Below are 25,992 nucleotides of genomic sequence, written 5' to 3'. Positions count from 1 at the left end.
TCCAGGTCTCGAGTCCAGCGCGTTCTGCCTGGGCTCGAGGCTTGAAGCTTGCGGCTTGCAACTGTTTTTTAGGGATGCAGATTATGAACGGGCTCAGACACGCCTTTCTTCAAGCCGCAGGTTGGCTGTTTTACTTGTGTTTGCTGGCGGTCATTGCGATGGCCCTGCCGAAATCGCTGTTCGACTCGCAGTCGAAAGACTTTATTTTTCTCGTCGGTATCGTCGGCATCTGGCGTTATTCGATGGGCGCAACGCACTTTGTGCGCGGCATGATTTTTCTCTACATCGTCTACCCGCATCTTCGCCGCAAGGTGCGCAAGTTGGGCAAGGCGGCCGATCCGTCTCACGTGTTCCTGATGGTCACCAGCTTCCGTATCGATGCGCTGACCACCGCCGAGGTATACAGCTCGGTCATTCAAGAGGCGATCGCCTGTGGCTTTCCAACCACGGTCGTCTGCTCGTTGGTGGAAAGGTCCGATGAGTTGCTGGTCAAGTCACTCTGGGCCAAGTACAACCCTCCCGCCCATGTCACCCTGGACTTCGTGCGCATCGCCGGTACCGGCAAGCGCGACGGGCTGGCGTACGGCTTCCGCGCCATTTCCCGCCACATGCCCGATGACCGTGCCGTGGTTGCCGTGATTGACGGCGACACCGTTCTGGCCGAAGGCGTGGTGAAAAAAACCGTGCCCTGGTTCCAGTTGTTCGGCAACGTCGGCGGCCTGACCACCAACGAATTCTGCGAAGTGCGTGGCGGCTACATCATGAGCGAGTGGCACAAGCTGCGCTTCGCCCAGCGTCACATCAACATGTGCTCCATGGCCCTGTCCAAGCGCGTGTTGACCATGACCGGCCGGATGTCCGTATTCCGCGCCAGTGTGGTGACCAATCCTGACTTCATCGCCGACGTCGAAAGCGACTCGCTGCAGCATTGGCGTCTGGGTCGTTTCAAGTTCTTGACCGGTGACGACAAATCCAGCTGGTTCAGCCTGATGCGTCTGGGTTACGACACGTTCTACGTGCCGGATGCGGCGATCAACACCGTCGAGCACCCGCCCGAAAAGAGTTTCCTCAAGGCCAGCCGCAAGCTCATGTACCGCTGGTACGGCAACAACCTGCGCCAGAACTCCCGCGCGCTGGGGCTCGGTGTCCGCCGCTTGGGCGTATTCACCAGCATCGTGCTGTTCGACCAGCGCGTGTCGATGTGGACATCCATTCTCGGCCTGACCGTCGCCCTGTTGGCCAGCTTCAAATACGGCATTGCATTTTTGCTGGCCTACTTGCTGTGGATCGGCATCACCCGCCTGATCCTCACCCTGCTGCTGTCGTGCAGCGGGCACCGCATCGGCCCGGCCTATCCAGTGATCCTCTATTACAACCAGATTGTCGGCGCACTGATGAAGATCTACGTGTTCTTCCGCCTCGACAAACAATCCTGGACCCGCCAGCCCACCGCTCTGAAACGGGACCTGGCCAGCTTTCAGCAATGGTTCAACACCTGGTCTTCCCGAACCATGACTTTCTCGGCGGGCAGCATCTTCGTTGCCGTGCTGCTGACGTTGGTATGAAAAGGCTTTTGAGCAGCGCTCTGACAACACGTATGGATCAACCGATTAATCAGGAATTACCGTCATGAATACAGCCGTGAATGCAAACGTCGTCCATGAATCCGAAGCCCAGCGCCAGCACGCCCGGATCAAGATCCCAGCCAAGCTCCGCCTGCTCAACGGCCAGCCCAACGCGCCGCTGGTGCGCATCGAGGACCTGTCCGCTGGCGGCCTGAGCTACATCGCCCCTGCCAACCTGAAACCGCGCGTGGGTGACGTGATCAAGGGCCGCCTGCAGTTCCTGATCGATAACCTGGGCCTGGCCATGGACGTCGAACTGCTGGTTCGCGCCATCGATCCCGCCACGAACCGAATCGGCTGCCAATTCCAGCACCTCGAAGCGCAGGACATCGCAACCCTGCGCCACCTGATCACCTCTCACCTGTCGGGCGAGATCGTCAGCATGGGTGAGGTCCTCGCCACCCTGCAACGCGACAATTTCACCAAGGCCCGCAAGGTCAAGGACAACGGCAGCGGCCTGAGCGCGTTCGGCCGCCTGCGTGCAGTGACCTTCAGCGCCGGTATCTTCGTGGTCGGCCTGGCCGCCTTCGCATTCGTCGCCAAATCCGTCTACGGCATGTATTTCGTCAGCCACTCGACGTCGGGTCTGGTCAGTGTACCGACCATGGACGTGACCATGCCGCGCGAGGGCACCATGACCAGCCTGGTCGCTCCGAACGGTGATGTGGCCAAGGGCGCCCCGCTGGCCACCTTCAACACCAGCATGCTGGACATGCTCAAAGGCAATCTGGATCCGGATGAAATGCAACCGGCGAAGATCGAAGAGCTCTTCGGTCGCCAACTGGCCGGGACCATGACCAGCCCTTGCGACTGCATCGTCAGCAAGCAACTGGTCGCAGACGGCCAGTACGCAAGCAAAGGCCAGGTGATCTTCCAATTGGTGCCACGCAACACGGCCGCCACTGTCGATGCGCGCTTCACCTATCGCCAGTTCAACGATGTGCAGCCGGGCGCGCGCGTCAACTTCACCGTGGCCGGCGACGACACCACCCACAGCGGCAAAATCGTCAGTTCCACCGCGCTGAGCCCTGCCGACCTGTCCTCCGACCTGCGTGTGCAGATCCAGCCTGACGAATCCCTGAGCAGCACCCTGGCCGGGCGCCCCGTGGAAGTGGTCAGCGACCGCGGCCCTTCGCTGAACTGGCTGATCGATAAAGCCACTGCAGCAGGTCTCTGATCATGACGGGCCCTCTACGAAACGTGTCTGCTCCGGCGGTGCTGAACCTGGCCATCGCCGTGGGCATTGCCCTGGGCTTGAGCGGCTGCGGCCTGAATCTGCCCGACCAACGCCTGGCCAATGAAGCGCTGCAACGGGGCGATACCAACCTCGCGGAGCAGAACTATCGCCAACTGGCAGACATGGGCTACACCGATGCGCAGGTGGGTCTTGCAGATATTCAGGTCGGCACACGCGACCCCGAGCTCATCAAACAGGCTGAAGCGACCTATCGCGCAGCGGCGCAGACCTCGCCTCGCGCCCAGTCGCGCCTCGGGAAGTTGCTGGCGGTCAAGCCCAACTCCACCGAAGCCGAGCAGCGCGAAGCCGAGACCCTGTTGAAGAAGGCCTTCGCCAACGGCGAGGCTGGCACGCTGATTCCGTTGGCCATGCTTTACCTGCAGTACCCGCACACGTTTCCCAACGTGAACGCACAACAAAAGATCAACGAATGGCGCGCGCAGGGTTACCCCGAAGCCGGGCTGGCCCAAGTGGTGCTGTACCGCACCCAGGGCACCTACGACCAGCATCTGGCGGAAGTCGAATCGATCTGCACGCAGGCGCTGCGGACGAACGATGTCTGCTACATGGAGCTGGCAACGGTCTATCAGAAACGGGGTGAAGCCGACAAACAGGCGGCGCTGATCAAGCAGATGGAAAGCGGCTATGCCAGCGGCTCTGTCCCCGCCATGCGCGTCGACACCGTCGCCCGCGTCCTGGCCGATTCCAGCCTCGGCAAACCTGACGAGAAAACCGCTCAGCAATTGCTGGAGAAGGTCGCGCCGGGCTACCCGGCGTCGTGGGTCAGTCTGGCGCAGTTGCTGTACGACTACCCCGAACTGGGCGACGTGAACAAGATGATGGAATACCTGGACAACGGCCGAGCTGCGGATCAACCGCGCGCCGAGTTGCTGCTGGGCAAGCTGTATTACGAAGGCAAGCTGGTGCTGCCGGACGCGAAGAAGGCAGAAGCGCATCTGAGCAAAGCCGCGCCGACACAGATTTCCGCGCACTACTACCTCGGTCAGTTGTACCGCCGTGGCTACCTTGGCAAACCTGACCCGCAACGCGCCGTCGATGAACTGCTGACCTCCGCTCGCGGTGGTCAGAACAGCGCCGACTTCGCGCTTGCGCAACTGTTCTCGCAAGGCAAGGGCATCAAGCCCAACCCGGTCAATGCGTGGGTTTTCGGCCAATTGGCCCAGGCCCAAGGCACACCGCAAGCGGCCGACCTGATGCAGCAACTCAACGATCAATTGCCACCCGAGAAGCGCGCCGAAGCACAGAGCCTTCTCCAGCGCGAGCAGCAGGTCCGTGGCGCTACCGCCCAGAACGCGCTGGCGCTGCAAACACTGCAAGAAGAAAAAGAAGGCGAGGACGCACCTCTATGAAGCTTAAGTTGAATCCTTTGGTGACAGCCGGGCTGGGCCTGGGCTTCACCTTGATGTGGGCCACGCCGACATTGGCTGCCTTGACCGATACGCCGAACAATTTCGGGATCGAGATCAAAATCACCGGGCAGGCTGAAGACGACCGTGACCTCGGCACCCGTGGCGGTGGCGATGTCAACGGTATCGGTCTGGACTTGCGTCCATGGGCCTACGGCGAATGGGGCAACTGGAGCGGCTATGCCATGGGCCAGGTGGTCACTGCCACCGACACCATCCAGACCGACCCGCTGGACCAGCAGGTCACCGACGCCACTGGGCAAAGCAGCCAGCGCGCGCGCAAGACCTCCAGCAGCCGCGAAGTGGACGACAGCTACGCCGCACTGCGTGAATTCTGGGTCGGCTACAGCGGTTTCACCCCCTACCCCGGCGAGATTCTCAAGTTCGGTCGCCAGCGTCTGCGCAACGATGACGGCCAATGGCATGACACCAATATCGAAGCGCTCAACTGGATCTTCGACACCACGCTGCTCAAGGCTGAGGTCGGCGCAGCCCAGCGTTTCAGCGAATACCGCACCGACTTGACCGAACTGTCAGCCGAAGACAAGGACCGTCAGCACATCTTCGGCGACGTGGCCTACCAATGGACACCCGGCCAGTGGGCAGGCATTCGCGCTCATCACAGCCATGATGGCGGCAGCCTGAAACATCAGGGCGAATCCATCGACGACCTGGACAAGACCACGCGCTCAGACCTGACCTGGCTCGGCATTCAGGCCAACAGCGACGCCTACAACTACCGCAACCTGAACACCCTCAATTACTGGGGAAGCGTGACCTGGCTGACCGGTGATCGCGATCGCCTGGGCACCACCTACGATGCCACGAGCGACCAGTACGTGGCGGGGCGCAAGGACAACGAAAACGTCAACGGCTGGGCGACCGACCTTGGCCTGCGTTTGCGCCTCGACCCGCAATGGCAAGTCGGCGGGGCCTACTCCCGCGCCAGCAAGAATTACGAGCAGAACGGGCTGGAAAGCAACCGCTCGAACTGGACCGGAACCCGTTCGCGCGTTCACCGCTTCGGCGAAGCCTTCCAGGGTGAGATGGCCAACGTGGAATCCGGCTCCCTGTTCGCTTCCTGGCAGATGCAGGACGAGTACGACGCCTCGCTGATTTACCACAAGTTCCGTCGGGTGGACGGCCACGCCGGCATCGGCGGTGCAGGCATCAATCCGGCTCGCGAAAACGTCGACGCTGACGGCATCAGCACCTTCGACTCCCTGCCGCTGGAAGACGGCCGCAAGGATTTGGGTCAGGAGATGGACCTGGTGGTCACCAAGTACTTCAAGCAAGGCCTGCTGCCTGCGTCGGTGAGCCAGTCGTTCGATGAGCCGTCAGCGCTGATTCGTCTGCGCGCGGGCGTGTTCAAACCCGGCGATGCGTATCACAGCGGTGTCGACGACTACATGCATCGCGCCATCGTCGACGTCATCTGGCGCTTCTGAGGATGACCACGATGGATTACATCCCCGTCCTGGCCATTCGGCGCGCCCACGAAGGCTCGGCGGTCAGCCACGCGGGTATGACATTCGACAGTGGTTTTCAGGTTGATGAGAGTGCAAATGACATGAACAGCCATACAAGCAATTTGCGCCCTCGGGCGTGGCCTCACGCTCTGCTGGACAGTGTCGCGCTGAGAAACGCGGTGCTCGGCGGCATCCTGCTGCTGTCCGGCGTGCCCGCGATGGCGAACACCGCGGCGGTCGCCAAACCCGCCGCAGCGGCGGCGCAGGCGCCTGCCGACAGCGGAACGGTCAAGGACCTGCACGAAGCCAAGACCTACACCATCTCCAGCCCACCCGCCGAACCGCTGATGATGGACAAGCCCAAGCTGCCGGACTTGTCGGGTTATACCCAGCAAGCGATGCAGAAGAAGATCGTGCGCAACAAGGTTGCGAAGGTGTCGATCCGCCGCATGATGCAGGAAGACGCGTTGAAGGAATTCATCGGCGGCGACAACAAGATGTCCGAATGGGTAGCCCGTCAACATGGCATCCCACAGGCGATCTTCGTCGATGACGGGTACCTGAACCTTCAGGACCTGGCGAAGAAAGTACCCAAGCAATACCTGAGCGAAACCTCGCCAGGCGTGTTTCTTGCCCGCCTGCCGATCGTCGTCGGGAAAAAAGGCATCTTCGAAATCGACAAGAAGACCACCGAGCTGCGCCTGTCCCAGGAAGCCGGCGCCTTCGTGATCAACGACAACCAGCTGTTCATCCAGGACACCCGAGTGACCGGCTGGAGCGAGAAAGCCAACGGCCCTTCGACGTTCAAGGCACCTAAGGAATTTCGCCCCTTCCTGCTGTCTTGGGGTGGCACGCAGACCTATATCTTCAACACCAAGGTCGCGAGCCTGGGGTACAACAACAGTAAGTCGTACGGCATCAGTATTTCCCAATACACGCCAAACATGAAAGCGCAGATGAATCGGCCCGACCCTACCGGCTGGATCGTCAATTCCGAATTCTCGGACCTGTGGTATGGCTACTACTGCTACGAGACCCGCGACTTCGTGGTCAAGGGCAATACCTACCACGACAACATCGTCTACGGCATCGACCCGCACGACCGCTCCCACGGCCTGATCATCGCGGAGAACACCGTCTACGGGACCAAGAAGAAACACGGGATCATCATCTCCCGTGAGGTGAACGACAGCTTCATCATCAATAACAAGAGTTATGAAAACCACCTGTCGGGCATCGTGCTGGACCGTAACAGCGTGAACAATCTGGTGGCCTACAACCAGATTTACCGCAACCACACCGACGGCATCACGTTGTATGAGAGCGCCGACAATCTGCTGTGGGGCAACCGCGTGTTCGCCAACAAACGGCACGGTATCAGGGTCCGCAACAGCACCAACATCAAGCTGTACGAGAACCTGGCGATCGGTAACGGGCTGATGGGGGTCTACGGCCACATCAAAGACCTGACCGACACAGACCGCGACATCAAGCTCGACCCGTTTGACGCCGAAGTCTCGCTGATCATGGTGGGCGGCGAACTGACCTCCAATGGTTCAGGCCCCCTGTCCATCGACTCGCCACTGAGCGTGGAGCTTTACAAAGTGTCGATGCTCGCACCGACCAAGAGCAGCGGAATCAGCTTCAACGGTGTACTCGGCGATCGCCAGGACGAAATCCTCGATCTGCTGGTGCGCCAACAAAAAGCCGTGTTGATCGACCCGGTCGAAAGCCAGAAACAACTCCGGGACTGAGGAAGCCAAATTCATGCACGCACACTTGATCAAATTGCTGACCCTCTCGGGCCTCGCCGCTGCATTGTTCGCGGCCAGCAACACGGCGTCAGCCGCCGATGCGACGGCGCCAAGCTTCACCGCGGAACCTTGCTGCAGCCTGTGCCCGGAAGCGCATGATGCGAAAAACTACGTCACCCGCTACCAGCAGAACTTCACCACGCTGGTGCAGGCTCAGGGCGACTGGCTGTTCCGGACACGCGAGGACTTGCGCACAGAGTTCGACACCACCCCTGAAGGCTATCGCCGCATGCAGCAACTGCACGACGCGTTCAAGAGCAAGGGGGTCGAGCTCGTCATCGTTTACCAACCGACCCGTGGCCTGGTCGATCGCAACAAACTGTTCCCTGCCGACCGCGACAAGTTCGACTACAACACCGCCTTGCGCAATTACCAGACGATGCTCGGCCGCTTCGCAAAAATGGGCTACACCGTGCCGGACCTGTCGCCGTTGACCAACGAGCAGCAGGCCCACGACTTCTACTTCCGCGGCGACCAGCACTGGACCCCCTACGGTGCTCAGCGCACCGCGAAAATCGTGGCCGAGTCCGTGAAGAAAATGCCGGCGTTCGCCGACGTTCCCAAGCGTGAATTCGAGACCCATTTGTCAGGTCGCATGGGCAAGAAGGGCACCTTGCACAATATGGCGGGTCAGTTGTGCGGGACCAGTTACGCGATCCAGTACATGGATCAGTTCGAAACCGAACCCAAGGGCGAGGCTGCAGACGGCGATCTGTTCGGCGATTCCGGCAACCCGGAGATCACCCTGGTCGGCACCAGCCACAGTGGCAAGAACTACAACTTCGCCGGTTTCCTGCAGGAGTACATCGGTGCCGACGTGCTGAACGTTGCATTCCCGGGCGGTGGCCTGGAGGGCTCCATGCTGCAGTACCTGGGCAGCGAGGATTTCCAGAAGCACCCGCCGAAGATCCTCATCTGGGAGTTCTCGCCGCTGTACCGTCTGGATCAGGAGACCATCTACCGCCAGATGATGTCGCTGCTGGATAACGGCTGCGAAGGCAAACCGGCGTTGATGACCACCAAGACCTCGCTCAAACCGGGCATCAACGAACTGCTGGTCAACGGCAAAAACGGCATCAAGGATGTGCGCAACGGCAGCAACCAGATCGACATCAAGTTCGCCGATACCTCGGTGAAAACGCTTCAGGCGCGCCTCTGGTACATGAACGGCCGCCACGAAGACTTGAAGATCGAAAAACCTGAAACATCCGAAACCGACGGGCGCTTCTCCTTCGAACTGCGCAATGACGGCGACTGGGCCGACCTGCAGCTGCTTGCGCTGGAAGTTCAGGGCCCCGAAGCGGGCACTGCGCCGCAAGAAGTCGAAGCGAAAGTATGCAAACGCAACGTGTTCCCGAATGCCGCGCATCAAACCGCGCAAGCCGGGTTATGAGGCTCTTATGCACACTCCAAAACTGATGCTCCCTACCTTGCTCTCACTGGCCGTGCTGTCTGCGGCGGCCTTCGCCACCTCGGCCAGCGCAGCTTCGAATCTGGTGCCGCCGCAGGGGTACTACGAGGGCGTGGAGAAATTCAAGACGGGCGAGAACAAGTTCACCTGCGAGGCCACGCCGCAGCCCTACACCGGCTCGCTGCAGTTCCGCAGCAAGTACGAAGGCTCGGATAAGGCTCGCGCCACCTTGAACACCGTGTCGGAAAAAGCCTTCCGCGATTCGACCAAGGACATCACCACCATGGAGCGCAACACCGCGAAAGTGGTGATGCAGTACATGCGTGACGGCCGTCCAGAGCAACTCGACTGCGCGCTGGGCATGCTCACGACTTGGGCACGGGCTGACGCACTGGAATCCACGGACTTCAACCACACCGGCAAGTCCATGCGCAAATGGGCATTGGGGAGCATGTCCTCGTCCTATCTGCGCCTGAAATTCTCCGAGTCGCATCCATTGGCTACTCGCCAGCAGGATGCCCAAGTGATCGAAGCCTGGTTCAGCAAACTGGCCGATCAGGTCGTCAGCGACTGGAATAATTTGCCGCTGGACAAGACCAACAACCATTCGTACTGGGCGGCGTGGTCAGTGATGTCGACCGCCGTAGCGACCAACCGCCGCGACCTGTTCGACTGGTCGGTGAAGGAATTCAAGATCGCCGCCAACCAGATCGATCCGCAAGGCTTCCTGCCCAACGAGCTCAAACGCAAACAGCGGGCGCTGGCCTACCACAACTACGCCCTGCCGCCGCTGGCAATGATCGCCAGTTTTGCCCAGGCCAATGGGGTCGATCTGCGCCAGGAAAACAACGGTGCGTTGAAGCGCCTGGGTGACCGGGTGCTGGCCGGGGTCAAAGACTCGGGCAATGAATTCCAAGCGCGCGATGGTGAAAAGCAGGACATGACGGACCTGAAAACCGACATGAAATTCGCCTGGCTCGAACCCTACTGCTCGCTCTACGACTGCGGTCCCGATGTGCTGGATCAAAAACACAAGATGCAGCCCTTCAAGAACTTCCGCCTGGGCGGCGACCTGACCCGCACCTATGACCCAAGTCATGAAAAGGGTGAGAAAGGCGGCTCGTAAGATGTGATGCCCCCTGTCTGATCGTTCCCACGCTCCGCGTGTGAATGCCTTCCCCGTCGCTCCTGCGCCGTCCGCGGTGACGCGGAGCGTGGGTACGATCAGCACAGAGTGCGGCGTTGGCAGTGAGATTCATGTTTCACCCCTCCATTTTTCATGGGGGGTTTGGGGGGGCTGTGGCCCTTGATGCTGGACAAACGGAGAAAGAAGGATGGTTTTCTCATCCAACGTGTTCCTGTTCCTGTTCTTGCCGGTATTTCTCGGCTTGTACTACGTGAGCGGAAACCGCTACCGCAACCTGCTGCTGCTGGTTGCCAGCTACGTGTTCTACGCCTGGTGGCGTGTGGACTTCCTGGCCCTGTTCGCGGCGGTAACGCTGTGGAACTACTGGATCGGCCTGCGCGTTGGCGCCGCCGGGGTCAAGACCAAACCGGCCCAGCGCTGGCTGTTGCTCGGCGTCGCCGTTGACCTGTGCATCCTCGGCTACTTCAAGTACGCCAACTTTGGCGTGGACAGCCTCAACGCGATCATGACCTCGTTCGGCCTAGAACCGTTCATCCTGACTCACGTGTTGTTGCCGATCGGGATCTCGTTCTACATCTTCGAGTCCATCAGCTACATCATCGACGTCTACCGCGGCGACACGCCTGCGACACGAAACCTGATCGACTTCGCCGCATTCGTGGCGATCTTCCCTCACCTGATTGCAGGGCCCGTGCTGCGCTTCCGTGACCTGGTGGACCAGTTCAACAACCGCACGCACACGCTGGACAAGTTTTCCGAAGGCTGCACGCGGTTCATGCAGGGTTTCATCAAAAAGGTGTTCATCGCCGACACCCTGGCCGTAGTGGCAGACCACTGCTTTGCGCTGCAGCACCCCACCACAGGTGATGCCTGGTTGGGCGCGCTGGCCTACACCGCGCAGCTGTACTTCGACTTCTCCGGTTACAGCGACATGGCCATCGGCCTGGGCTTGATGATGGGTTTCCGTTTCATGGAAAACTTCAAACAACCCTACATCAGCCAGTCGATCACCGAGTTCTGGCGCCGCTGGCACATCAGCCTCTCCACCTGGCTGCGTGACTACCTCTACATCACCTTGGGTGGCAACCGTGGCGGCAAGGTGGCGACCTATCGCAACCTGTTCCTGACCATGCTGCTGGGCGGCCTGTGGCATGGCGCGAACATCACTTACATCGTCTGGGGCGCCTGGCACGGTGTGTGGCTGGCCATCGAGAAAGCGTTGGGCATCAACACCACGCCAAAAACCTTCAACGTGGTGCGCTGGGCCTTCACCTTCCTGTTGGTGGTGATGGGCTGGGTGATCTTCCGCGCAGAGAACCTGCACGTCGCTGCCCGCATGTACGGTGCAATGTTCAGCTTCAGTGAGTGGCAGCTGTCGGACCTCAACCGCGCCAGCCTGACCGGCCTGCAAGTGGCCACCCTGATCGTCGCGTACATCACCCTGGCGTTCTTCGGCCTGCGCGACTTCTACCGCAATCGGGCCCCGCAAAAGCCTGTCTCGGACACCCCGAGCAGCGATGCGGCAGCTCAGGCGGATGGCCCAGCGTCAACAGTGCCAGGCCTGATCAAGGCCGTGCCAGGAGACAAGCCGGGCAGCATCCATCAACCGGGCTACATCGTCGGAACAGAAGCGCAGGTGCAGCCTGCCTACTGGACCGCCGACTGGTCGCGCTACGTCATGCGCGCCTTGATCCTGCTGATGTTCGTCGCCTCGCTTCTCAAACTTTCGGCGGCCAGCTTCTCGCCGTTCCTGTACTTCCAGTTCTGAGGCGCCTGACATGACCCGCTCATTGCGTTTCATATATATCTTCCTGTTCCTGGCCATTCTCCTGGTGCTGGGCCTGTGGTCGCTGCGCAGCTTCGTTGGCTTCTCGACTTCGAAAGAAACCACGGTGCTCGATGGCCACTGGACAAAGGCGGTGGAAACCCACTACGACGATCAGTTTCCGATCAAGCGCCTGGGCACCAATCTCTGGGCCGCGCTGGATTACAAAGTGTTCAACGAAGGTCGTCCGGGCGTGATTCTGGGCAAGGACCAGTGGCTGTACACCGATGAGGAATTCGACGCGGTGGTCAACGGCGAGCAAAACGAAGCCGACAATCTGGCCATCATCCAGGGGGTGCGTGACACCCTGAAAAAACAGGGCACCGAGCTGGTCTTGGCCATCGTCCCGGCCAAAACCCGCCTGTATCCCGAGCACATCGGCGACAACAAGCCTTCGGCCCTGCACACCGACCTGTACCAGCAGTTCCACGCCCAAATGAGCCAGGCCGGCATTTTCGCGCCTGATCTGTTGGCGCCGCTGCAAAGTGCCAAGGGTAAGGGCCAGGTCTTCCTGCGCACCGACACCCACTGGACGCCGATGGGCGCCGAAGTGGTCGCCCAGCAATTGGGGGACGCGATCTCGAAAAGGACGCCGCTGAGCGGTGATCCACAGACGTTCGTGACCGAAGCCAAGAGCACCGCGCCGTACAAGGGTGACCTGACCAACTTCCTGCCGCTGGACCCATTGTTCAGCAACCTGCTGCCAAAGCCTGACGACCTCCAACAGCGCAGCACCAATCCTGCGCAAGCCGAGGGTGAAGGGGATGACGCACTGTTCGCCGACAATTCGGTAGCCGTCGGCCTGGTGGGCACCAGCTACAGTGCCAACCCCAACTGGAACTTCGCTGGCGCGCTCAAACAGGCCTTGCACAGCGACGTGGTGAACTACGCCGAAGACGGCCACGGTCCGATCCTGCCGATGCTCAAGTACCTGCAGACGGACGCGTTCAAAAGCAACCCACCGCAAGTGCTCATCTGGGAATTTCCCGAGCGCTACCTGCCTGCACACAACGACCTGACCGAGTTCGATCCGCAGTGGATCGCCGAACTCAAGAAGGCCGGTGACCCACAACAAAATCTGGCGCAGAACGCCAATAACTCCGATTCGCCCAACCGGGCGCAAAACTGAGAGGACTCCTCAAATGACTATGCAGACCACTACTCACATGCCTACTCGTTCGACCAAATCCGGCCTGCTGAAAACTTGCGTGTTGGCCGCTAGCCTCGGCTTCGTCTCTCTGTCCGCCTTCGCCGGCGGCGACGCTGCCCTGTATGGCCCCACCGCGCCAAAAGGCTCGACCTTCGTGCGCGTCTACAACGCCAGCAACAGCGAGATCAGCGCGAGCGTCGGCAACACCAGCCTCAATGAAATCGGCCCACTGGCCAGCAGCGACTTCAGCTTCATGCCGCAGGGCGACTACAGCGCCAAGATCGGCAGCAACACCTTGCCGGTGAAATTGGCGAGCGACCACTACTACACCATCGTCAACAACACCTCGGGCGCCCCGCAACTGGTTGAAGAGCCGCCCTTCAAGAACAAGCAGAAGTCCCTGGTGCGCGTGCAGAACCTCAGCGACAAGGCGCTGACCCTGAAAACCGCTGACGGCAAGACGTCGGTCGTGGATTCGGTGAAGGCCAAAGGTACCGGCGAACGTGAAATCAACCCGGTCAAGGTCAGCTTTGCGCTGTTCGACGGTGACAAGAAGGTCAGCGACCTGAAACCCGTTGCGCTGGAACGTGGCGAAGCCGCCGTGCTGTACATCACTGGCAACGGCAGCAACCTGTCGCCTGTGTGGGTCAAGCGCCCGACTTCGACCCAGTAAACCCGAGAACACCGCCTTCGGCTTCTGGCTGAAAGCCGTAGGAGCGCGCTTGCCCGCGAAAGGGCCGGTACATCCGACACAGATGTGTGGAATGGACCATTGCAATCGTCCGAATGCGGCCCAGAGCAAGCGCGCTCCTACAGATAACGCACAACTAGAAACACCCGAAACGACAGATACAACCGACGTATAGCCCAAACAAACGCTATAGAAATTTTGGAGAAACAAAATGATTCCAGTGATCTTGTCAGGTGGCAGCGGTTCCCGACTCTGGCCTCTTTCGCGCAAACAGTTTCCAAAACAGTTCCTGGCATTGACCGGCGAACACACTCTGTTCCAGCAGACCCTCGAACGCCTGCAGTTCGAAGGCATGCAGCACCCGATCGTGGTGTGCAACAAGGACCACCGCTTCATCGTCGGCGAACAGCTCGACGGTCTGGGCCTGGACACTCAAGGCATCATCATGGAGCCGTTCGGTCGCAACACGGCGCCTGCCGTGGCCATCACCGCGATGATGCTCGCCAACGAAGGCCGTGATGAGTTGATGCTGGTGCTGCCCGCTGACCACGTCATCGACGACCAGAAAGCGCTGCAGCGTGCACTCGCCCTGGCCACCGTCGCCGCCGAGCGTGGCGAGATGGTGCTGTTCGGTGTGCCAGCCACCCGTCCTGAAACAGGCTATGGCTACATCAAGTCCACCAACGACGCGCTGCTTCCGGAAGGCGTCAGCCGCGTGGCGCAGTTCGTCGAGAAGCCTGACGAAAAACGCGCTCAGGAATTCGTCGAAGCCGGTGGCTACTTCTGGAACAGCGGCATGTTCCTGTTCCGCGCCAGCCGCTACCTGGAAGAGCTGAAGAAGCACGACCCGGACATCTACGACAACTGCCTGCTGACCCTCGAGCGCAGCAAGCACGACGGCGACAGCATCGAGTTGGATCAAGCCAGCTTCGCCTGCTGCCCGGACAATTCCATCGACTACGCCGTGATGGAAAAAACCCAACGCGCCTGCGTGGTGCCGCTGGAGGCCGGTTGGAGTGACGTTGGCTGCTGGGCGTCGCTGTGGGAAGTGCACGACAAGGATGAGCACGGCAACGTCACTAAGGGCGACGTGGTCATTCAGGACAGCCGCAACTGCATGGTGCAAGGCAACGGCAAACTGGTCACCGTGATCGGTCTGGACAACATCGTCGTGGTGGAAACCAAGGACGCCATGATGATCGCCCACAAGGACAAGGTTCAGGGCGTCAAGCAATTGGTCAACACCCTCAACGAGCAGGGTCGTAACGAAACCCAGAGCCACCTCGAAGTCTACCGCCCATGGGGCTCGTACGATTCCGTGGACATGGGCGGTCGTTTCCAGGTCAAGCGTATTTCGGTCAAACCGGGCGCCAGCCTGTCGCTGCAGATGCACCACCACCGCGCCGAACACTGGATCGTTGTATCGGGTACCGCTCAAGTCACCTGTGACGAAAACGTCTTCCTGCTGACCGAAAACCAGTCGACCTACATCCCGATCGCCTCGGTCCACCGCCTGCGCAACCCCGGCAAGATCCCGCTGGAAATCATCGAAGTGCAGTCCGGCAGTTATCTGGGCGAGGATGACATCGAACGCTTCGAAGACGTCTACGGCCGTTCGACGCCGGGTATCGATGTAGGTGTGAAGACTCAGACCATCGCCCGTTGATCGGTCTGTAAAAAATCGTTGTACTGCCCCCGCCCGCCTTCTGTGTATCCCCATCCGCAGAGGGTGGGTGGGGGCTTTTTACTTAAACATGTTTGCGAGTCTCTGCTTCCATGACGGCCGTACTGGAGGATGTGCGTTGTGCCACCCGATGATTGAAAAAGTCGCCAAGGTGTCGGCATTGTGCATCAACATGGACTTGCGAACAGTCGCATCGTTGTTGAAGTTCTGCCTACGAATATCAGGGTCATTCTCAGCAATCCCCAACCGCCTCATCCGGTCAAAGAAATGCAGCTTGTCCCACGCCTCCATTTCCGCTTCATTAAAGCCCGTTGCTCTCAACTGCCGAGAGGCCGACTTCAGCTTTTCAACGTAGCGATTGACGGACGATGGGGATGAACTTGGCGTTCTTACTCCCGAATCCAGGTAGCCAAAATCACGCGTATGGTGAACGGCATGGCTAGCCTCGTGGATAAGCGTTTTCGCTATATATAACGGATGACCTTTCTCTAACAAGTGCGTTGAAAGCGTAATCGTTCGGTCCCCTTTTACCCTCGCATCTGAGGTCTCCCCTCTGATCCCGCTAGGCAGGTTCGCCAGCAGTAGGCGGTCTTCTTGGTCACTATCGAGTCGTTTCAGAAAATCATTCATACTTGCAAGTCGCTGCTTCAAATATGCTTCACTCTCGGGGTCTCGCTCCTCGCCAAAGCTGGTTTCCATCGCATCCCCCATGCTGGCACTGTAAGGGCCGAACTCTATTTGCCCTATAACGAACCCCAAGATTTCCTTACTCAGTTTCAGCACCTCACGCATTTTCTTCTGCGCACCCTGCGGAAAGTTCGAAATATCTGTTGCAACGACTTCCGTTGGCGCTAGCCCATAACGATCTGCGAAGGCGATCGGACGATTGAAAACAAACCAGTAACGATTCAACCCGAATGCATCCCCAACAGGATCAGGATTGATCCACCGCATCAACCACGGTGCGTAATGTCGCAACCCATAGTAATAAAGCCCCGTTGCATCCCGTTCCTTTCCGGAATACCGGACCGTTTTGTAAGTCGCCTCGACCTCACTTCTCGCAGCGAACCACGCTGTCTCCCCGTAGGGGTAATACGCTTCTTGGCTGATGCGTTGCCCCGCTTGATCCAGCTCCAAGGTGCTCGACCCGAGATGATCCTTGAGGCTGTAACGCACTTGATCATTGTCAATGTTCGCTGGGCGTCCCGCTTCCCAATGCAACACGCGTACATCGCGACCTCCCGCCTCCGCAACGACGATCTGCAGCGCTTCGCCCGTCGCCTCGATCGTACGGATTTCCAGCCCCGGCAGATAACGCACCTCACTCACGTGCGTCACCGCTCTGGCACGAATGACACGCACCTTGCGCAGTCGTTCTCCTGCGGCGTCGTATCGATAAACTTCATGGTCGTTGACCCCGGATTCTCGCTTAACCGGGGTGACTTCACTGATCTGATTGCGCACATCCCAACTCAAGCGCTGCCCCGGCGCCAGCTCCCGTAAGTTGCCCGCAGCATCGAAGCCCTGCGCGATGTTTTCTTCACTGGGCGGTTGATCACCCATTTGCAGCAATGTCCGATTGCTATAGCGTGCAGTGGAGAACAACCGTGTGTGATTTTGCGCACCCGTATGGACCATCTTCTGCAGATTGCCTCCGGCGTCGTATTCATAATGCTGGGTGTAATTGCGTAAATCCGCGGCCGTGGAAAAACCGAGCGCATCAGGTCCACGAGAGGCAACCGCCGACTCGTACCCCGTCGCATTGATCAATTGATACAACGAATCGTAAGCGAACGTGCGCAGGGGTTCGATTTGCTGATTGGCGAAGTAGCGCGTGGGCTGCGCCTTATCTTCGATGCTCAGCACATTGCCAACCGGGTCATAGGCGTAATGGAGGTCTTGCAGCCAACCGTCATCCACTCGCAAATTGAGTAATCGGCTATCCGCCTTATCGAAAATGTGCGAAGTGACCACACCATTTCCGGCGGTTTCAGACTCAACGCGCCCCTGTGCGTCATAAGCAACGTCGATGCTCAGCGCTTGTACCGCTTGGCCAACCAGCTGCAAGTGGCTCCCTTTGAGCAGCCCCGACGGGGCAAATGTCGACAGGCGAAGATGCCCCATCGCGTCCGTCTGCCTGATGGCGTCACCTGTTGCCGAAAACTGCCAACGCGTCGGATAGCCCTCTCCGGCCTCCAGCAAGGCGTCTCGCTCGTTCAGGGCTTCTGGCCAGTCGGGCGTATCGAGCACCGTCAAAAATCGACGCGCCTGCTGCGTGATGCCACCCGTGATCGCAAATGCCTCGTTGAACAGTGAACCCGCCGGGTCATCGTGCCGGATCAGTTGCCCGCACTGATTACGCTCTGCAAGATCAGCCCCGCCATAGCTCATCCGCTCTAAACATCGCTCGTCCGAACCCTCGCCTTCGAAGATCGCAACCGGCCGAAGCAGCCCGTCGTGCTCCACCCGCTGCACGTGGTCTTTCGCCCCCCAGCGACATGCGCGTGCTCCAGCCTCGTTCAACAACTCGACAGCACAGCCCGCATCGACACTGTCAGTGAGCAGCACTCGCCCGGACAGCGAATGAAGATTGTGCAGGTTGCTGGGAGCATCGCTCGTCCCGTTGGCGGCGATCCATAAACGCGGATCCCAACGAAAGACCAGCCTGCTCGATGCATCGAACGCCGAACGATCAACACGTTCCGAAGGCAGGGCATCTACCCCTGAACAATAAAAAGACACAGCTCGAATCGGCAAACCGCGCGGCTCGTTCACGGTCAACGTGGGCGTGTGGGCGTGCAGCCTGGAGAGAGAGGACATGATGGGTGCAATCCTTGGCGGTATCTCTTCCAAGATTAGTGCGACGTTTTTCCGGTAACTGACCTCCGATCCGAAGGCCGGCCAAGGTGCCGTTTGGTCTCTTCCCACGAGGACGACATCGAACGTTTCGAAGACGTCTACGGCCGTTCGACGCCGGGTATCGATGTAGGTGTGAAGACTCAAACCATCGCCCGTTGATCGGTCTGTAAAAAACCGTTGTACTGCCCCGCCCGCCTTCTGTGTATCCCCATCCGCAGGGGTGGGCGGTTTTGCCAGCAAACATCAAATGGAGGTTAGCTAGCCCTTTGAACAGGACGATTGACAGACCGCCACCATTTCTCTGGAAGCCTTGTTGCCATCACCAGCGAAGCCGTTGTATCAGCATTCATTCGCAACAGTGACGCCCTGACAGAGGGGATGTTTAGAAAAGCTCCCTTGCGCTGCTCGGGACTCTCGGCGTGCTCTGTAATCGCTTGCATGACCTCGATGTATTCGGGGCCAGTTGAACCGGTCTCGACAGGTGCCTGCCGAGCAATGCGACGTAGTGACTGCCTAACCTTTTTTGACCAGCTTTTAACTTCATTCTCGCTTGCCTCAGCGTCAAGAAACGGGACATGGTAGTAATGTGTATCGCGGGCAAAATTGGCAGCGTGAGCAGTTTCATGCACAAGCGTATGCGCAATTCGCAATACATGGTCATTCTCGACGTGAGATTTGAATAGTCGGATATTCCCGGCAGTATCCCCGAACTCTCCCAATAAATCCGCCGCACCCTGCATGTATTTCGGCCCATCAAAAAGTTCTATCTCCACATCTGCCTCGGGTGTGCCGAAGGAAACCCGAAGGTTCCTCTGCTTATCCAGTTCCTCAGCGACAGCATGCATAGTCTGTATACGAAGCCCTTCATCCAGCTCACCGAATGCGGCGTCGAACGCTTTGGCAACTCCCGCGCCCGGCCTGCTCTTGAGCAATTCATCGCGAGTGCGAGTGACAAAGTCCGAAGAAATGTCCAGAGCTTGCCTGACTTTAGCCAACTGACTTGAACTGAACCCTCCCAGCCCGCTCGCGACCATTACAGTAAGAGGTACATCGTATGGAGCAGCGCCATCAGGATCACCGTATCGAATCGGTGAGCTTCTGCAGAAACAAAACTGATTGATTCCGCCGCTCTCGCCATCAGGATCCGGACTCACCCATCGCATCAACCACGGCGCGTAATACCTCAATCCGTAGTAATAAAGTCCCGTCACATCCCGCTCTTTCCCCGAATAACGCACCGTCTTGTACGCAGCCTCAACATCGCTTCTCGCCGCAAACCAAGCCGTCTCACCATAGGGGTAATACACCTCATGACTAATCAAATGCCCCGTTTGATCCAGTTCCATCGCACTTGACCCCAGGTGATCCGAGAGGCTGTAGCGAATCTGGTCGTTGTCGATTTCCGAGGGGCGTCCGGCTTGCCAATGCAACACGCGGGCATCACTGCGCCCTGCCGATGCGACAATCACATGCAGCACTTCACCGGTCGCGCTGTTGGTGCGGATTTCCAGGCCCGGTAGATAGCGCACCTCGTGGGTATGAGTGACCGCTGCTTTAGCTTGGGTAACACGCACTTTGCGCAGTCGCTTTCCTGCGGCGTCGTAGCGATAAACCTCGCTGTCATCTGCTCCGGTATCCCGCTCGACTGGCGTCACTTCACTGAGCTGATTACGTGAATCCCAGCTCAGTCGCTGACCCGGCGCCAGTTCCCGCAAATTGCCACTGGCATCGAAGCCCTGAGCAATGTCTTCCTCGCTCGGTGGACGATCGCCGTTTCGCAGCAGCGTACGATTACTGTCCTGTGCTGTGGCAAACACGCGAGTATGATTTTGCGCGCCTGTGTGAATCATCTTCTTGAGATTACCCCCCGCGTCATATTCATAGCGCTGGGTGTAATTGCTCAGTCCGGTCGCTGTGGAAAACGAGCGAGGGCCGCGATTGGCGGCAGCGGATTCGTAACCCGTTGCCTCGATCAGTTGATACAGCGTGTCGTAGGCAAATGTACGCAAAGGCTCGATCTGTTGATTGGCGAAATAGCGTGTAGGCTGCGCCCGGTCCTCAATACTGACGACATTGCCCACCGGGTCATAGGCATAGTGCAAATCCTGCAGACGCCCGTCACCGCTAAGCAGCCGTGTCAGACGACCGTCGAGGGCGTCGTACGTCAGCGTTATAACAAGCCCATTGCCTGCCGTCTCTGACGCAATGCGTCCGTGCGCGTCATAACGAATGTCCCTCACCAGCGTTTGAACGGTCTGTTCTGTCGGTTGAACGTGTGTGAACACCAACTGCCCGGCGACGGTGTGCCTAAAGCTTTGAGTGTTGCCTTCAGCATCGACCTGCCGAATCTTGTCTCCTAACACGCCGAACATCCAGCACGTCGTGGCGCCTTCCTCGGGTTCCAGCAGTTGATCACGCTCGGCCAAGGCCTCAGGCCAATCAGCGTCATCGAGCGTATTCAGGAATCGCCGCGTCTGCTGCGTCAGTTCACCACTCAGGGAAAAGGCGTCGCTGCTGAGCGAACCCGCCGGATCATCGTGTCGAATCAACAAGCTGCAACGGTTGCTCTCAGCCTGATCAGGCCTGCCGTAGGTCAACCTCTCGACACAGGTCTCTACCGAATCATCACCTTCAAAGATCGCAACAGGCCGAAGCGACGTATCGTACTCCACCCGCTGCCACTGGCCTCTGGCGCCCCAGCGACAGACACTCGCCCCCGCTTCGCTCAACAACTCGACGTCGCAGCCTGCATCGACGCTGTCCCTCAGAAGCACTTGCCCCGAGAGCGAGTGGATCGCTCGCACATTGCTCGATCCATTTCCGGCCTGATTCGCCGCGTCCCACAATCGGGGGTCCCAGCGGTCCACACGACGGCCACTGGGATCGTAAGCAGAACGATCAACCCGTTCCAGGGGAACGTCATCACTGTCTGCTCTAAAAAAAGACACCTCACGCACCAGATAGCCGCGAGATTCGCTCACGGTTAGCGTGGGGGTGTTCGCATGCAGCGCGGAAAGAGACGCCATGGGTTTGCAATCCTTTGCGATCTGTCTCAAAGATTAGTGCGGCATGGCTCTCAGTCTGAACCGTCTGTCTGGAGAACGCCGCTTGGTCTCCCCTCTTCCCTTTCGGTACGATGCCCTCATCTGCCTTCGCGAGACGGAATTCATGATCATCGGCGCCGTACTGATCTTCACCTGGCTGATTCTGCTGCTGCGCTATCCGGCCAAAGCCTTGCCGGTCTCAATGGCAGCCGCCATTGGGTTGGGAATCGTCGCGGGGTTCGTGGTCTGGGAGGACAAGCGCGACGCTCAGCGCTTGGAGCGTCTTCAACTGCGCGTCAACTACGCCCCACAGCAATGCCCGGTCGGTCGCCCGCTGCTGGTGCTGATTGACAATGGCAACGACGTTCCACTGCAGGAGTTGCGCTGGAAAGTCGCCGCTTATGCCCCGGGCGATACAGTCAACCTCGCGGACGACACTTACACTGCACCACGCTATCGCGGCCCCGGCGAACTACTGCCGGGCAGCCAGTGGCAGGATTGCCTCCCGATGCCCCCCTTGCGTAACGGCTATCGGCCGCAAACCCTGGAATTTCGCGCCGAGCGCCTGCAAGGGACGTTTTCCGGCTAACCCTTTGACTTCAAGGAATGGATCACGATGGCTGTCATTCTGATCACCGGTTGCTCCAGCGGCATCGGCCGCGCCATGGCGGATGCCTTCAAAGGGGCCGGACATGAGGTGTGGGCAACGGCGCGCAAGACAGGCGATGTCCAAGCATTGGCAGCGGCCGGTTTTCAAGCGGTGGAACTCGATGTGAACGACAGTGCAGCCGTCGAGCGGCTGGCGAATGAGCTCCTTCAGCTTGGCAAAGGGCTGGATGTGCTGATCAACAACGCAGGATACGGCGGAATCGGGCCATTGCTCGATGGCGGTGTCGAGGCGATTCGCAGACAGTTCGAAACCAACGTGTTTTCCATCGTCGGCGTGACCCGAGCAGTGTTCCCGCTGCTGCGCCAGAACAAAGGTTTGGTGGTGAACATCGGCAGCGTCTCGGGAGTGCTGACGACGCCTTTTGGCGGCGCTTACTGCGCGTCAAAAGCGGCGGTCGGTTCGCTGAGCGATGCGCTGCGTATGGAACTGGCTCCGTTCGGTGTGCGCGTCATGGAAGTGCAACCCGGCGCAATCGACACGCAGTTCGCCAAAAACGCCAGCCATGAAGCCGAACAGGTCATTCGGGAAAGCTCGCCGTGGTGGCCACTGCGCGAAGGCGTACGGGCCCGCGCCAATGCCTCGCAAACCCACCCCACCCCTGCCGCCGATTTCGCCCGAGACGTGCTCGATGCCGTGCAACGACGCCACCCGCCGCGTCTGCTGCGCTCCGGCAATGGCAGCCGCGCGCTGCCGCTGATGGCGAGGCTTCTGCCCAAAGCGCTGCTGGAAAGGATCCTGCGCAAGCGATTCAAACTGGATGCTTCGCTTTAACTGACCCCAACCACGCCGTTTTCTCTAACGCGCGTAAGAAACGGCCAAGCCCCGTGACGCCTTTTCGCCTGTCACTCGGTAAATATCCTTTCAGCGTCGGAAAACTCGTCGCGTCATACTCTCGGCTGTGTCCCGAAGAAGGACCCGACCAAAGGCTTCTGGATGAAGCCGCTCATTATCAAGGAAGATGCCATGAGTACAGATACTGCGTTACATGATGGGCCAGCCGCCCCCGAGGATTTGAGCGAAGAGGCGCTGACGCGTCTGAGCGACGAAATGATCGCCTTGATCGACGATGTCTACGATCCGAGCCTGCTGGATCCGCTGCAATACATCGACACCGCGATAGGTGAGATCGTCAGTGCGTCTACAGCCCCGGACGAGTTGAAACAGCAAATCAGCGCCGAGACGGGGATCAAGGTGCAATTTCGAGAGACCTACAAGGAATCCAGTGGGCTGATCTCGATCTCCGGTGAGCTTTTCCCTCTGAGAAGCCAGAACTTTACTCTTCGGGAAATCGTTACCGACACCTATCGGCGTGCGCTGGCAGCCGAGACTGCAGTGAGCGTCGTGTGGCCTGACGATTACCCCGAAGATCTGATCACTGCATTGGAATCGGCAAATCTCCAGGCCCGATACACGGCTGAAGTCGAGCGACGCTTGAAGACGCCGAACGCAAAGAGACTTTCGAAGCTGCTGCTGTCTGTCGAGGCCGATACGCACTTGGAGAATTTCGCCATGCGTGACGATGCGCCGCCCGTCTACCGGGAGACGGCGCGGGCGTACCTCCGGGGTGAGGTCAAACTTCGACTGGTAGAGCTCCGAACCCGCAGCAGGATCTACACCGTAGGACAGGTGGCCTATTTGCCCTGCGCAGATGAACCCACTCATGGCGGGCTGGTGATATTTCTGGGTGACCCCCAAGGCAACGCGGTTCATGTGCTACCCATGAAATACCGCAATGTCTTCATTCAGATGCCTGTGTTTCGCCGTGCGATTCTTCAACGACTTGCGCTGTATGACCAGCTAAGTCTGGGGGACTACAAGCTGCGGCCGATCATGTCTTACATCAGTGTCCCTCCGCGCGCGCGGCCGGCGTTGAGCTTTCCTCCTGCCGAAGACATTTTCGAGACCCTCAATACCCTTCAGATCGAGCGCATGGTTTCAGATATGGACACCTTGGTGTCGACCGATGGCGAGCGACTGTTGGACCAGGCTTTGGACGCAGGGGTGTTCATCCTCAAGACGCTCGCACTGTTGTCGACACTTCCGCTGGGGCCTGCGGGCGGTATGTCAGTACGCTTGCTGGCCAGCTTTCTGCTCGGGCAGAGTGCTGCCGTACTGGAGGCCATTCGCGGCGCACAAGCCGATATACCCGAACAGGCAAGTGCTCAATACGAGGCTGCACTTTATGAAAGCATCAGCGGGATCGTCGTGCCGCTCGGTGTTGCCTTGGCTGGCAAGACGCTGTCAGCCATCACCAGAACCCGGATCAGCACCAGGATCTTGAAGCACTTGAGAAAGGCCCAAACCTTCCACGGTCAGGTCTCACCCCCCGATATGATCAAGCCACACTCGGGGGACCTCAAACGCATCAAAGGGGAGCTGGTCGACAGGCTTCGCCGGGGGCCGGAGCATGCTCAGCGGCTGGTAGAAACGGATGCTCGGCTGTTGAACAGGCACGTGGAAGGTCACGATCTGGTGGTGTATCGAGGCAAGGTCTTCAGGGGCGACATGCGCCCGCCTGAGGAAATTTTCGCCAAGGGTTTCGAACTCAGGACACCCGCCTTCGAAATTCAGAAAGACATTCATCAGATCACGGGTGTGCGCGGAGGCTTTGGCGGTGACCCCAACGCACTCGGACTCGACGGCAGAGGCATTTCGACCTCCGCCTATTACTACCGGGAACACACCGGCGCGTTCGTCTACGGCGGTCAAAAGGGAGGGCACACCTATCTGATCGACGCGCGGAAACTGGATGGCTATCACCTCTACCAGAATCATCACAACGCCAGGCATCCGACGCAGGCGAACAAAATTCGCTACAAGCCGACCGAGATCAACTTCGGTGAAAACATTCCCCCCAGCAGCATTCTGGGGGCCTACAACTCGGCGGGGGTCTTCATTCCCAACAACCCGGCCCTCAAGCACTACGTCCGGGATCTCACGATAAAGATCATCCGCGAAACGTTGGCCGGCGTGGCTGTCACAGCGACGACGACATCGGTCCTGGCCGCCGGGATCACCGCTGCGTACGCCGTCGAGAGCATTGAAGTGCCGATCGACTGATCCACCGGCGCGCGTCCCTCACTGAGGATTCACGATCACCGTACAAGTCATCCCCGCCGCCAGGACCACGCCTGCCGGTACGCTGTCCAGATGAATGCGTACCGGCACGCGCTGGGCCAGGCGTACCCAGTTGAAGGTGGGGTTGACGTCGGCAATCAGCTCGCGGCTTTCCGGGTTGTCCCGGTCATAAATGGCCCGCGCAATGCTTTCCACATGCCCCTTCATCACTTCGCCACTCATCAACTGCATGTCGGTCGGATCGCCGACGGTGAGATGAGGCAGCTTGGTTTCTTCGAAAAAGCCGTACACCCAAAACGAGTTTTTGTCGACGACGGCCATTTTCGCCTCACCGATACGCGCGTAGTCGCCGCGATGGACGTTGAGGTTGGTAACGTAGCCATCGACCGCCGCCAGCACGCGAGTGCGCTGCAGGTTCAGTTGCGCGGCCTCCAGTTGGGCGATCGCGAGTTGGTAGTCGGCCTGGGCCGAGTTAGCGACATTGGAGGCGTCTTCGCGGTTTTCAGCCGAGATCACCAGCGCATCCATGTCCTTGCGGCGGGCGGCATTGACCTTGCGCATCTCCCAGGTCGCCTTGCGCGACGCCACCACGGCCTCAGCCTGCTTGACCGCCAACTGGTAGTGATCGGGGTCGATCTGCATCAGCAGGTCGCCTTTCTTCACGGGTTGGTTGTCCTTGACAGGCACGTCGATGACCACACCGCTGACGTCGGCGGCGACATTGATCACGTCGGCCCGGACACGACCGTCGCGGGTCCACGGGGTGTCCATGTAGTGAATCCACAGCAGGCGGCCTATCCAGATGGCCAGTGCCAGGATCAATAATGTCGCGATCAGACTGATGAGTTTTTTCATCTCGAA

General features: G+C 59.2%; 18 protein-coding genes. 15 read left to right on the top strand and 3 right to left on the bottom strand.

The window, feature by feature from the left end:
* Positions 1–83 precede the first annotated feature (83 nt).
* The 11 genes from alg8 (at position 84) to DBP26_RS08260 (ending at position 15,462) form a co-directional block, all read left to right on the top strand.
* A complete protein-coding gene (alg8, locus tag DBP26_RS08310; protein WP_177411029.1) occupies positions 84–1,565 on the top strand; it encodes a mannuronan synthase in 1,482 nt (493 codons plus the stop codon).
* A 64-nt stretch (positions 1,566–1,629) separates the two neighbouring features.
* Positions 1,630–2,802 (top strand): alginate biosynthesis protein Alg44, encoded by a 1,173-nt coding sequence (locus tag DBP26_RS08305; RefSeq protein WP_108236812.1) that lies wholly within the window; start codon positions 1,630–1,632, stop codon positions 2,800–2,802.
* Between the two features lie 2 nt (positions 2,803–2,804).
* Entirely contained in the window at positions 2,805–4,232 is a 1,428-nt protein-coding gene (algK, locus tag DBP26_RS08300; RefSeq protein WP_108236811.1) for an alginate biosynthesis TPR repeat lipoprotein AlgK, read from the top strand.
* Positions 4,229–5,737 (top strand): alginate export family protein, encoded by a 1,509-nt coding sequence (locus DBP26_RS08295; protein WP_108236810.1) that lies wholly within the window; start codon positions 4,229–4,231, stop codon positions 5,735–5,737. Before algK ends, DBP26_RS08295 begins: the two co-directional genes overlap by 4 nt.
* A 122-nt stretch (positions 5,738–5,859) precedes the next feature.
* Entirely contained in the window at positions 5,860–7,512 is a 1,653-nt protein-coding gene (algG, locus tag DBP26_RS08290; protein WP_108237035.1) for a mannuronan 5-epimerase AlgG, read from the top strand.
* Between the two features lie 13 nt (positions 7,513–7,525).
* On the top strand, positions 7,526–8,965 hold the full coding sequence (locus DBP26_RS08285) for an alginate O-acetyltransferase (protein ID WP_108236809.1): 1,440 nt from the start codon (positions 7,526–7,528) through the stop codon (positions 8,963–8,965).
* 7 nt (positions 8,966–8,972) lie between these two features.
* The gene (locus DBP26_RS08280; RefSeq protein WP_108236808.1) at positions 8,973–10,109 is read left to right on the top strand and encodes a mannuronate-specific alginate lyase; all 1,137 of its coding nucleotides are present in this window, start codon (positions 8,973–8,975) and stop codon (positions 10,107–10,109) included.
* A gap of 208 nt (positions 10,110–10,317) precedes the next feature.
* Positions 10,318–11,898, top strand: a complete 1,581-nt coding sequence (locus DBP26_RS08275) for an MBOAT family protein (RefSeq protein WP_108236807.1) — start codon at positions 10,318–10,320, stop codon at positions 11,896–11,898.
* A gap of 10 nt (positions 11,899–11,908) precedes the next feature.
* Entirely contained in the window at positions 11,909–13,084 is a 1,176-nt protein-coding gene (locus DBP26_RS08270; RefSeq protein WP_108236806.1) for an alginate O-acetyltransferase, read from the top strand.
* 13 nt (positions 13,085–13,097) lie between these two features.
* A complete protein-coding gene (locus tag DBP26_RS08265; RefSeq protein WP_108236805.1) occupies positions 13,098–13,778 on the top strand; it encodes an alginate O-acetyltransferase AlgF in 681 nt (226 codons plus the stop codon).
* A 229-nt stretch (positions 13,779–14,007) separates the two neighbouring features.
* Complete coding sequence (locus DBP26_RS08260; RefSeq protein ID WP_108236804.1) at positions 14,008–15,462, top strand: mannose-1-phosphate guanylyltransferase/mannose-6-phosphate isomerase; 1,455 nt, start codon at positions 14,008–14,010, stop codon at positions 15,460–15,462.
* Positions 15,463–15,540: 78 nt separating this feature from the next.
* On the opposite strand, the gene DBP26_RS08255 is transcribed toward DBP26_RS08260, so the two are convergent.
* Positions 15,541–18,300: an RHS repeat-associated core domain-containing protein gene (locus DBP26_RS08255; protein WP_108236803.1), complete on the bottom strand. Its 2,760-nt coding sequence runs from the start codon at positions 18,298–18,300 to the stop codon at positions 15,541–15,543.
* 93 nt (positions 18,301–18,393) lie between these two features.
* Here DBP26_RS08255 and DBP26_RS08250 point away from each other — a divergent pair, with 93 nt between their 5' ends.
* Entirely contained in the window at positions 18,394–18,498 is a 105-nt protein-coding gene (locus DBP26_RS08250) for an alginate biosynthesis protein AlgA (protein ID WP_108236802.1), read from the top strand.
* Between the two features lie 95 nt (positions 18,499–18,593).
* Here DBP26_RS08250 and DBP26_RS08245 read toward each other — a convergent pair whose 3' ends face one another.
* Positions 18,594–21,365, bottom strand: a complete 2,772-nt coding sequence (locus DBP26_RS08245) for an RHS repeat-associated core domain-containing protein (protein ID WP_108236801.1) — start codon at positions 21,363–21,365, stop codon at positions 18,594–18,596.
* Between the two features lie 142 nt (positions 21,366–21,507).
* On the opposite strand from DBP26_RS08245, the gene DBP26_RS08240 reads away from it, so the two are divergent.
* The 3 genes from DBP26_RS08240 (at position 21,508) to DBP26_RS08230 (ending at position 25,113) form a co-directional block, all read left to right on the top strand.
* Positions 21,508–21,972 carry a multidrug transporter gene (locus DBP26_RS08240; RefSeq protein WP_108237034.1) on the top strand — a complete coding sequence of 155 codons (465 nt, stop codon included), beginning with the start codon at positions 21,508–21,510 and terminating at the stop codon, positions 21,970–21,972.
* A gap of 27 nt (positions 21,973–21,999) precedes the next feature.
* Entirely contained in the window at positions 22,000–22,824 is an 825-nt protein-coding gene (locus tag DBP26_RS08235) for an SDR family oxidoreductase (protein WP_108236800.1), read from the top strand.
* A gap of 192 nt (positions 22,825–23,016) precedes the next feature.
* Positions 23,017–25,113 (top strand): hypothetical protein, encoded by a 2,097-nt coding sequence (locus DBP26_RS08230; protein ID WP_146749655.1) that lies wholly within the window; start codon positions 23,017–23,019, stop codon positions 25,111–25,113.
* A gap of 18 nt (positions 25,114–25,131) precedes the next feature.
* On the opposite strand, the gene DBP26_RS08225 is transcribed toward DBP26_RS08230, so the two are convergent.
* Complete coding sequence (locus tag DBP26_RS08225) at positions 25,132–25,986, bottom strand: HlyD family secretion protein (RefSeq protein WP_108236798.1); 855 nt, start codon at positions 25,984–25,986, stop codon at positions 25,132–25,134.
* Positions 25,987–25,992 lie beyond the last annotated feature (6 nt).

Source organism: Pseudomonas sp. RIT409 (assembly GCF_003052515.2).
Lineage (GTDB): Bacteria > Pseudomonadota > Gammaproteobacteria > Pseudomonadales > Pseudomonadaceae > Aquipseudomonas.
Note: the sequence above shows the minus strand (reverse complement) of the source record. Positions and strands in the feature narration are given on the sequence as shown.

What these genes read in the sequence shown, in the direction of transcription:
- DBP26_RS08225 (WP_108236798.1), bottom strand. Translation starts at nt 25,986, where the DNA reads ATGAAAAAACTCATCAGTCTGATCGCGACATTATTGATCCTGGCACTG.
- DBP26_RS08285 (WP_108236809.1), top strand. Translation starts at nt 7,526, where the DNA reads ATGCACGCACACTTGATCAAATTGCTGACCCTCTCGGGCCTCGCCGCT.
- DBP26_RS08255 (WP_108236803.1), bottom strand. Translation starts at nt 18,300, where the DNA reads ATGTCCTCTCTCTCCAGGCTGCACGCCCACACGCCCACGTTGACCGTG.
- DBP26_RS08230 (WP_146749655.1), top strand. Translation starts at nt 23,017, where the DNA reads ATGAGTACAGATACTGCGTTACATGATGGGCCAGCCGCCCCCGAGGAT.
- DBP26_RS08235 (WP_108236800.1), top strand. Translation starts at nt 22,000, where the DNA reads ATGGCTGTCATTCTGATCACCGGTTGCTCCAGCGGCATCGGCCGCGCC.
- DBP26_RS08240 (WP_108237034.1), top strand. Translation starts at nt 21,508, where the DNA reads ATGATCATCGGCGCCGTACTGATCTTCACCTGGCTGATTCTGCTGCTG.
- DBP26_RS08295 (WP_108236810.1), top strand. Translation starts at nt 4,229, where the DNA reads ATGAAGCTTAAGTTGAATCCTTTGGTGACAGCCGGGCTGGGCCTGGGC.
- algK (WP_108236811.1), top strand. Translation starts at nt 2,805, where the DNA reads ATGACGGGCCCTCTACGAAACGTGTCTGCTCCGGCGGTGCTGAACCTG.
- DBP26_RS08275 (WP_108236807.1), top strand. Translation starts at nt 10,318, where the DNA reads ATGGTTTTCTCATCCAACGTGTTCCTGTTCCTGTTCTTGCCGGTATTT.
- DBP26_RS08280 (WP_108236808.1), top strand. Translation starts at nt 8,973, where the DNA reads ATGCACACTCCAAAACTGATGCTCCCTACCTTGCTCTCACTGGCCGTG.
- DBP26_RS08270 (WP_108236806.1), top strand. Translation starts at nt 11,909, where the DNA reads ATGACCCGCTCATTGCGTTTCATATATATCTTCCTGTTCCTGGCCATT.
- DBP26_RS08245 (WP_108236801.1), bottom strand. Translation starts at nt 21,365, where the DNA reads ATGGCGTCTCTTTCCGCGCTGCATGCGAACACCCCCACGCTAACCGTG.
- DBP26_RS08265 (WP_108236805.1), top strand. Translation starts at nt 13,098, where the DNA reads ATGACTATGCAGACCACTACTCACATGCCTACTCGTTCGACCAAATCC.
- DBP26_RS08260 (WP_108236804.1), top strand. Translation starts at nt 14,008, where the DNA reads ATGATTCCAGTGATCTTGTCAGGTGGCAGCGGTTCCCGACTCTGGCCT.
- DBP26_RS08305 (WP_108236812.1), top strand. Translation starts at nt 1,630, where the DNA reads ATGAATACAGCCGTGAATGCAAACGTCGTCCATGAATCCGAAGCCCAG.
- alg8 (WP_177411029.1), top strand. Translation starts at nt 84, where the DNA reads ATGAACGGGCTCAGACACGCCTTTCTTCAAGCCGCAGGTTGGCTGTTT.
- algG (WP_108237035.1), top strand. Translation starts at nt 5,860, where the DNA reads ATGAACAGCCATACAAGCAATTTGCGCCCTCGGGCGTGGCCTCACGCT.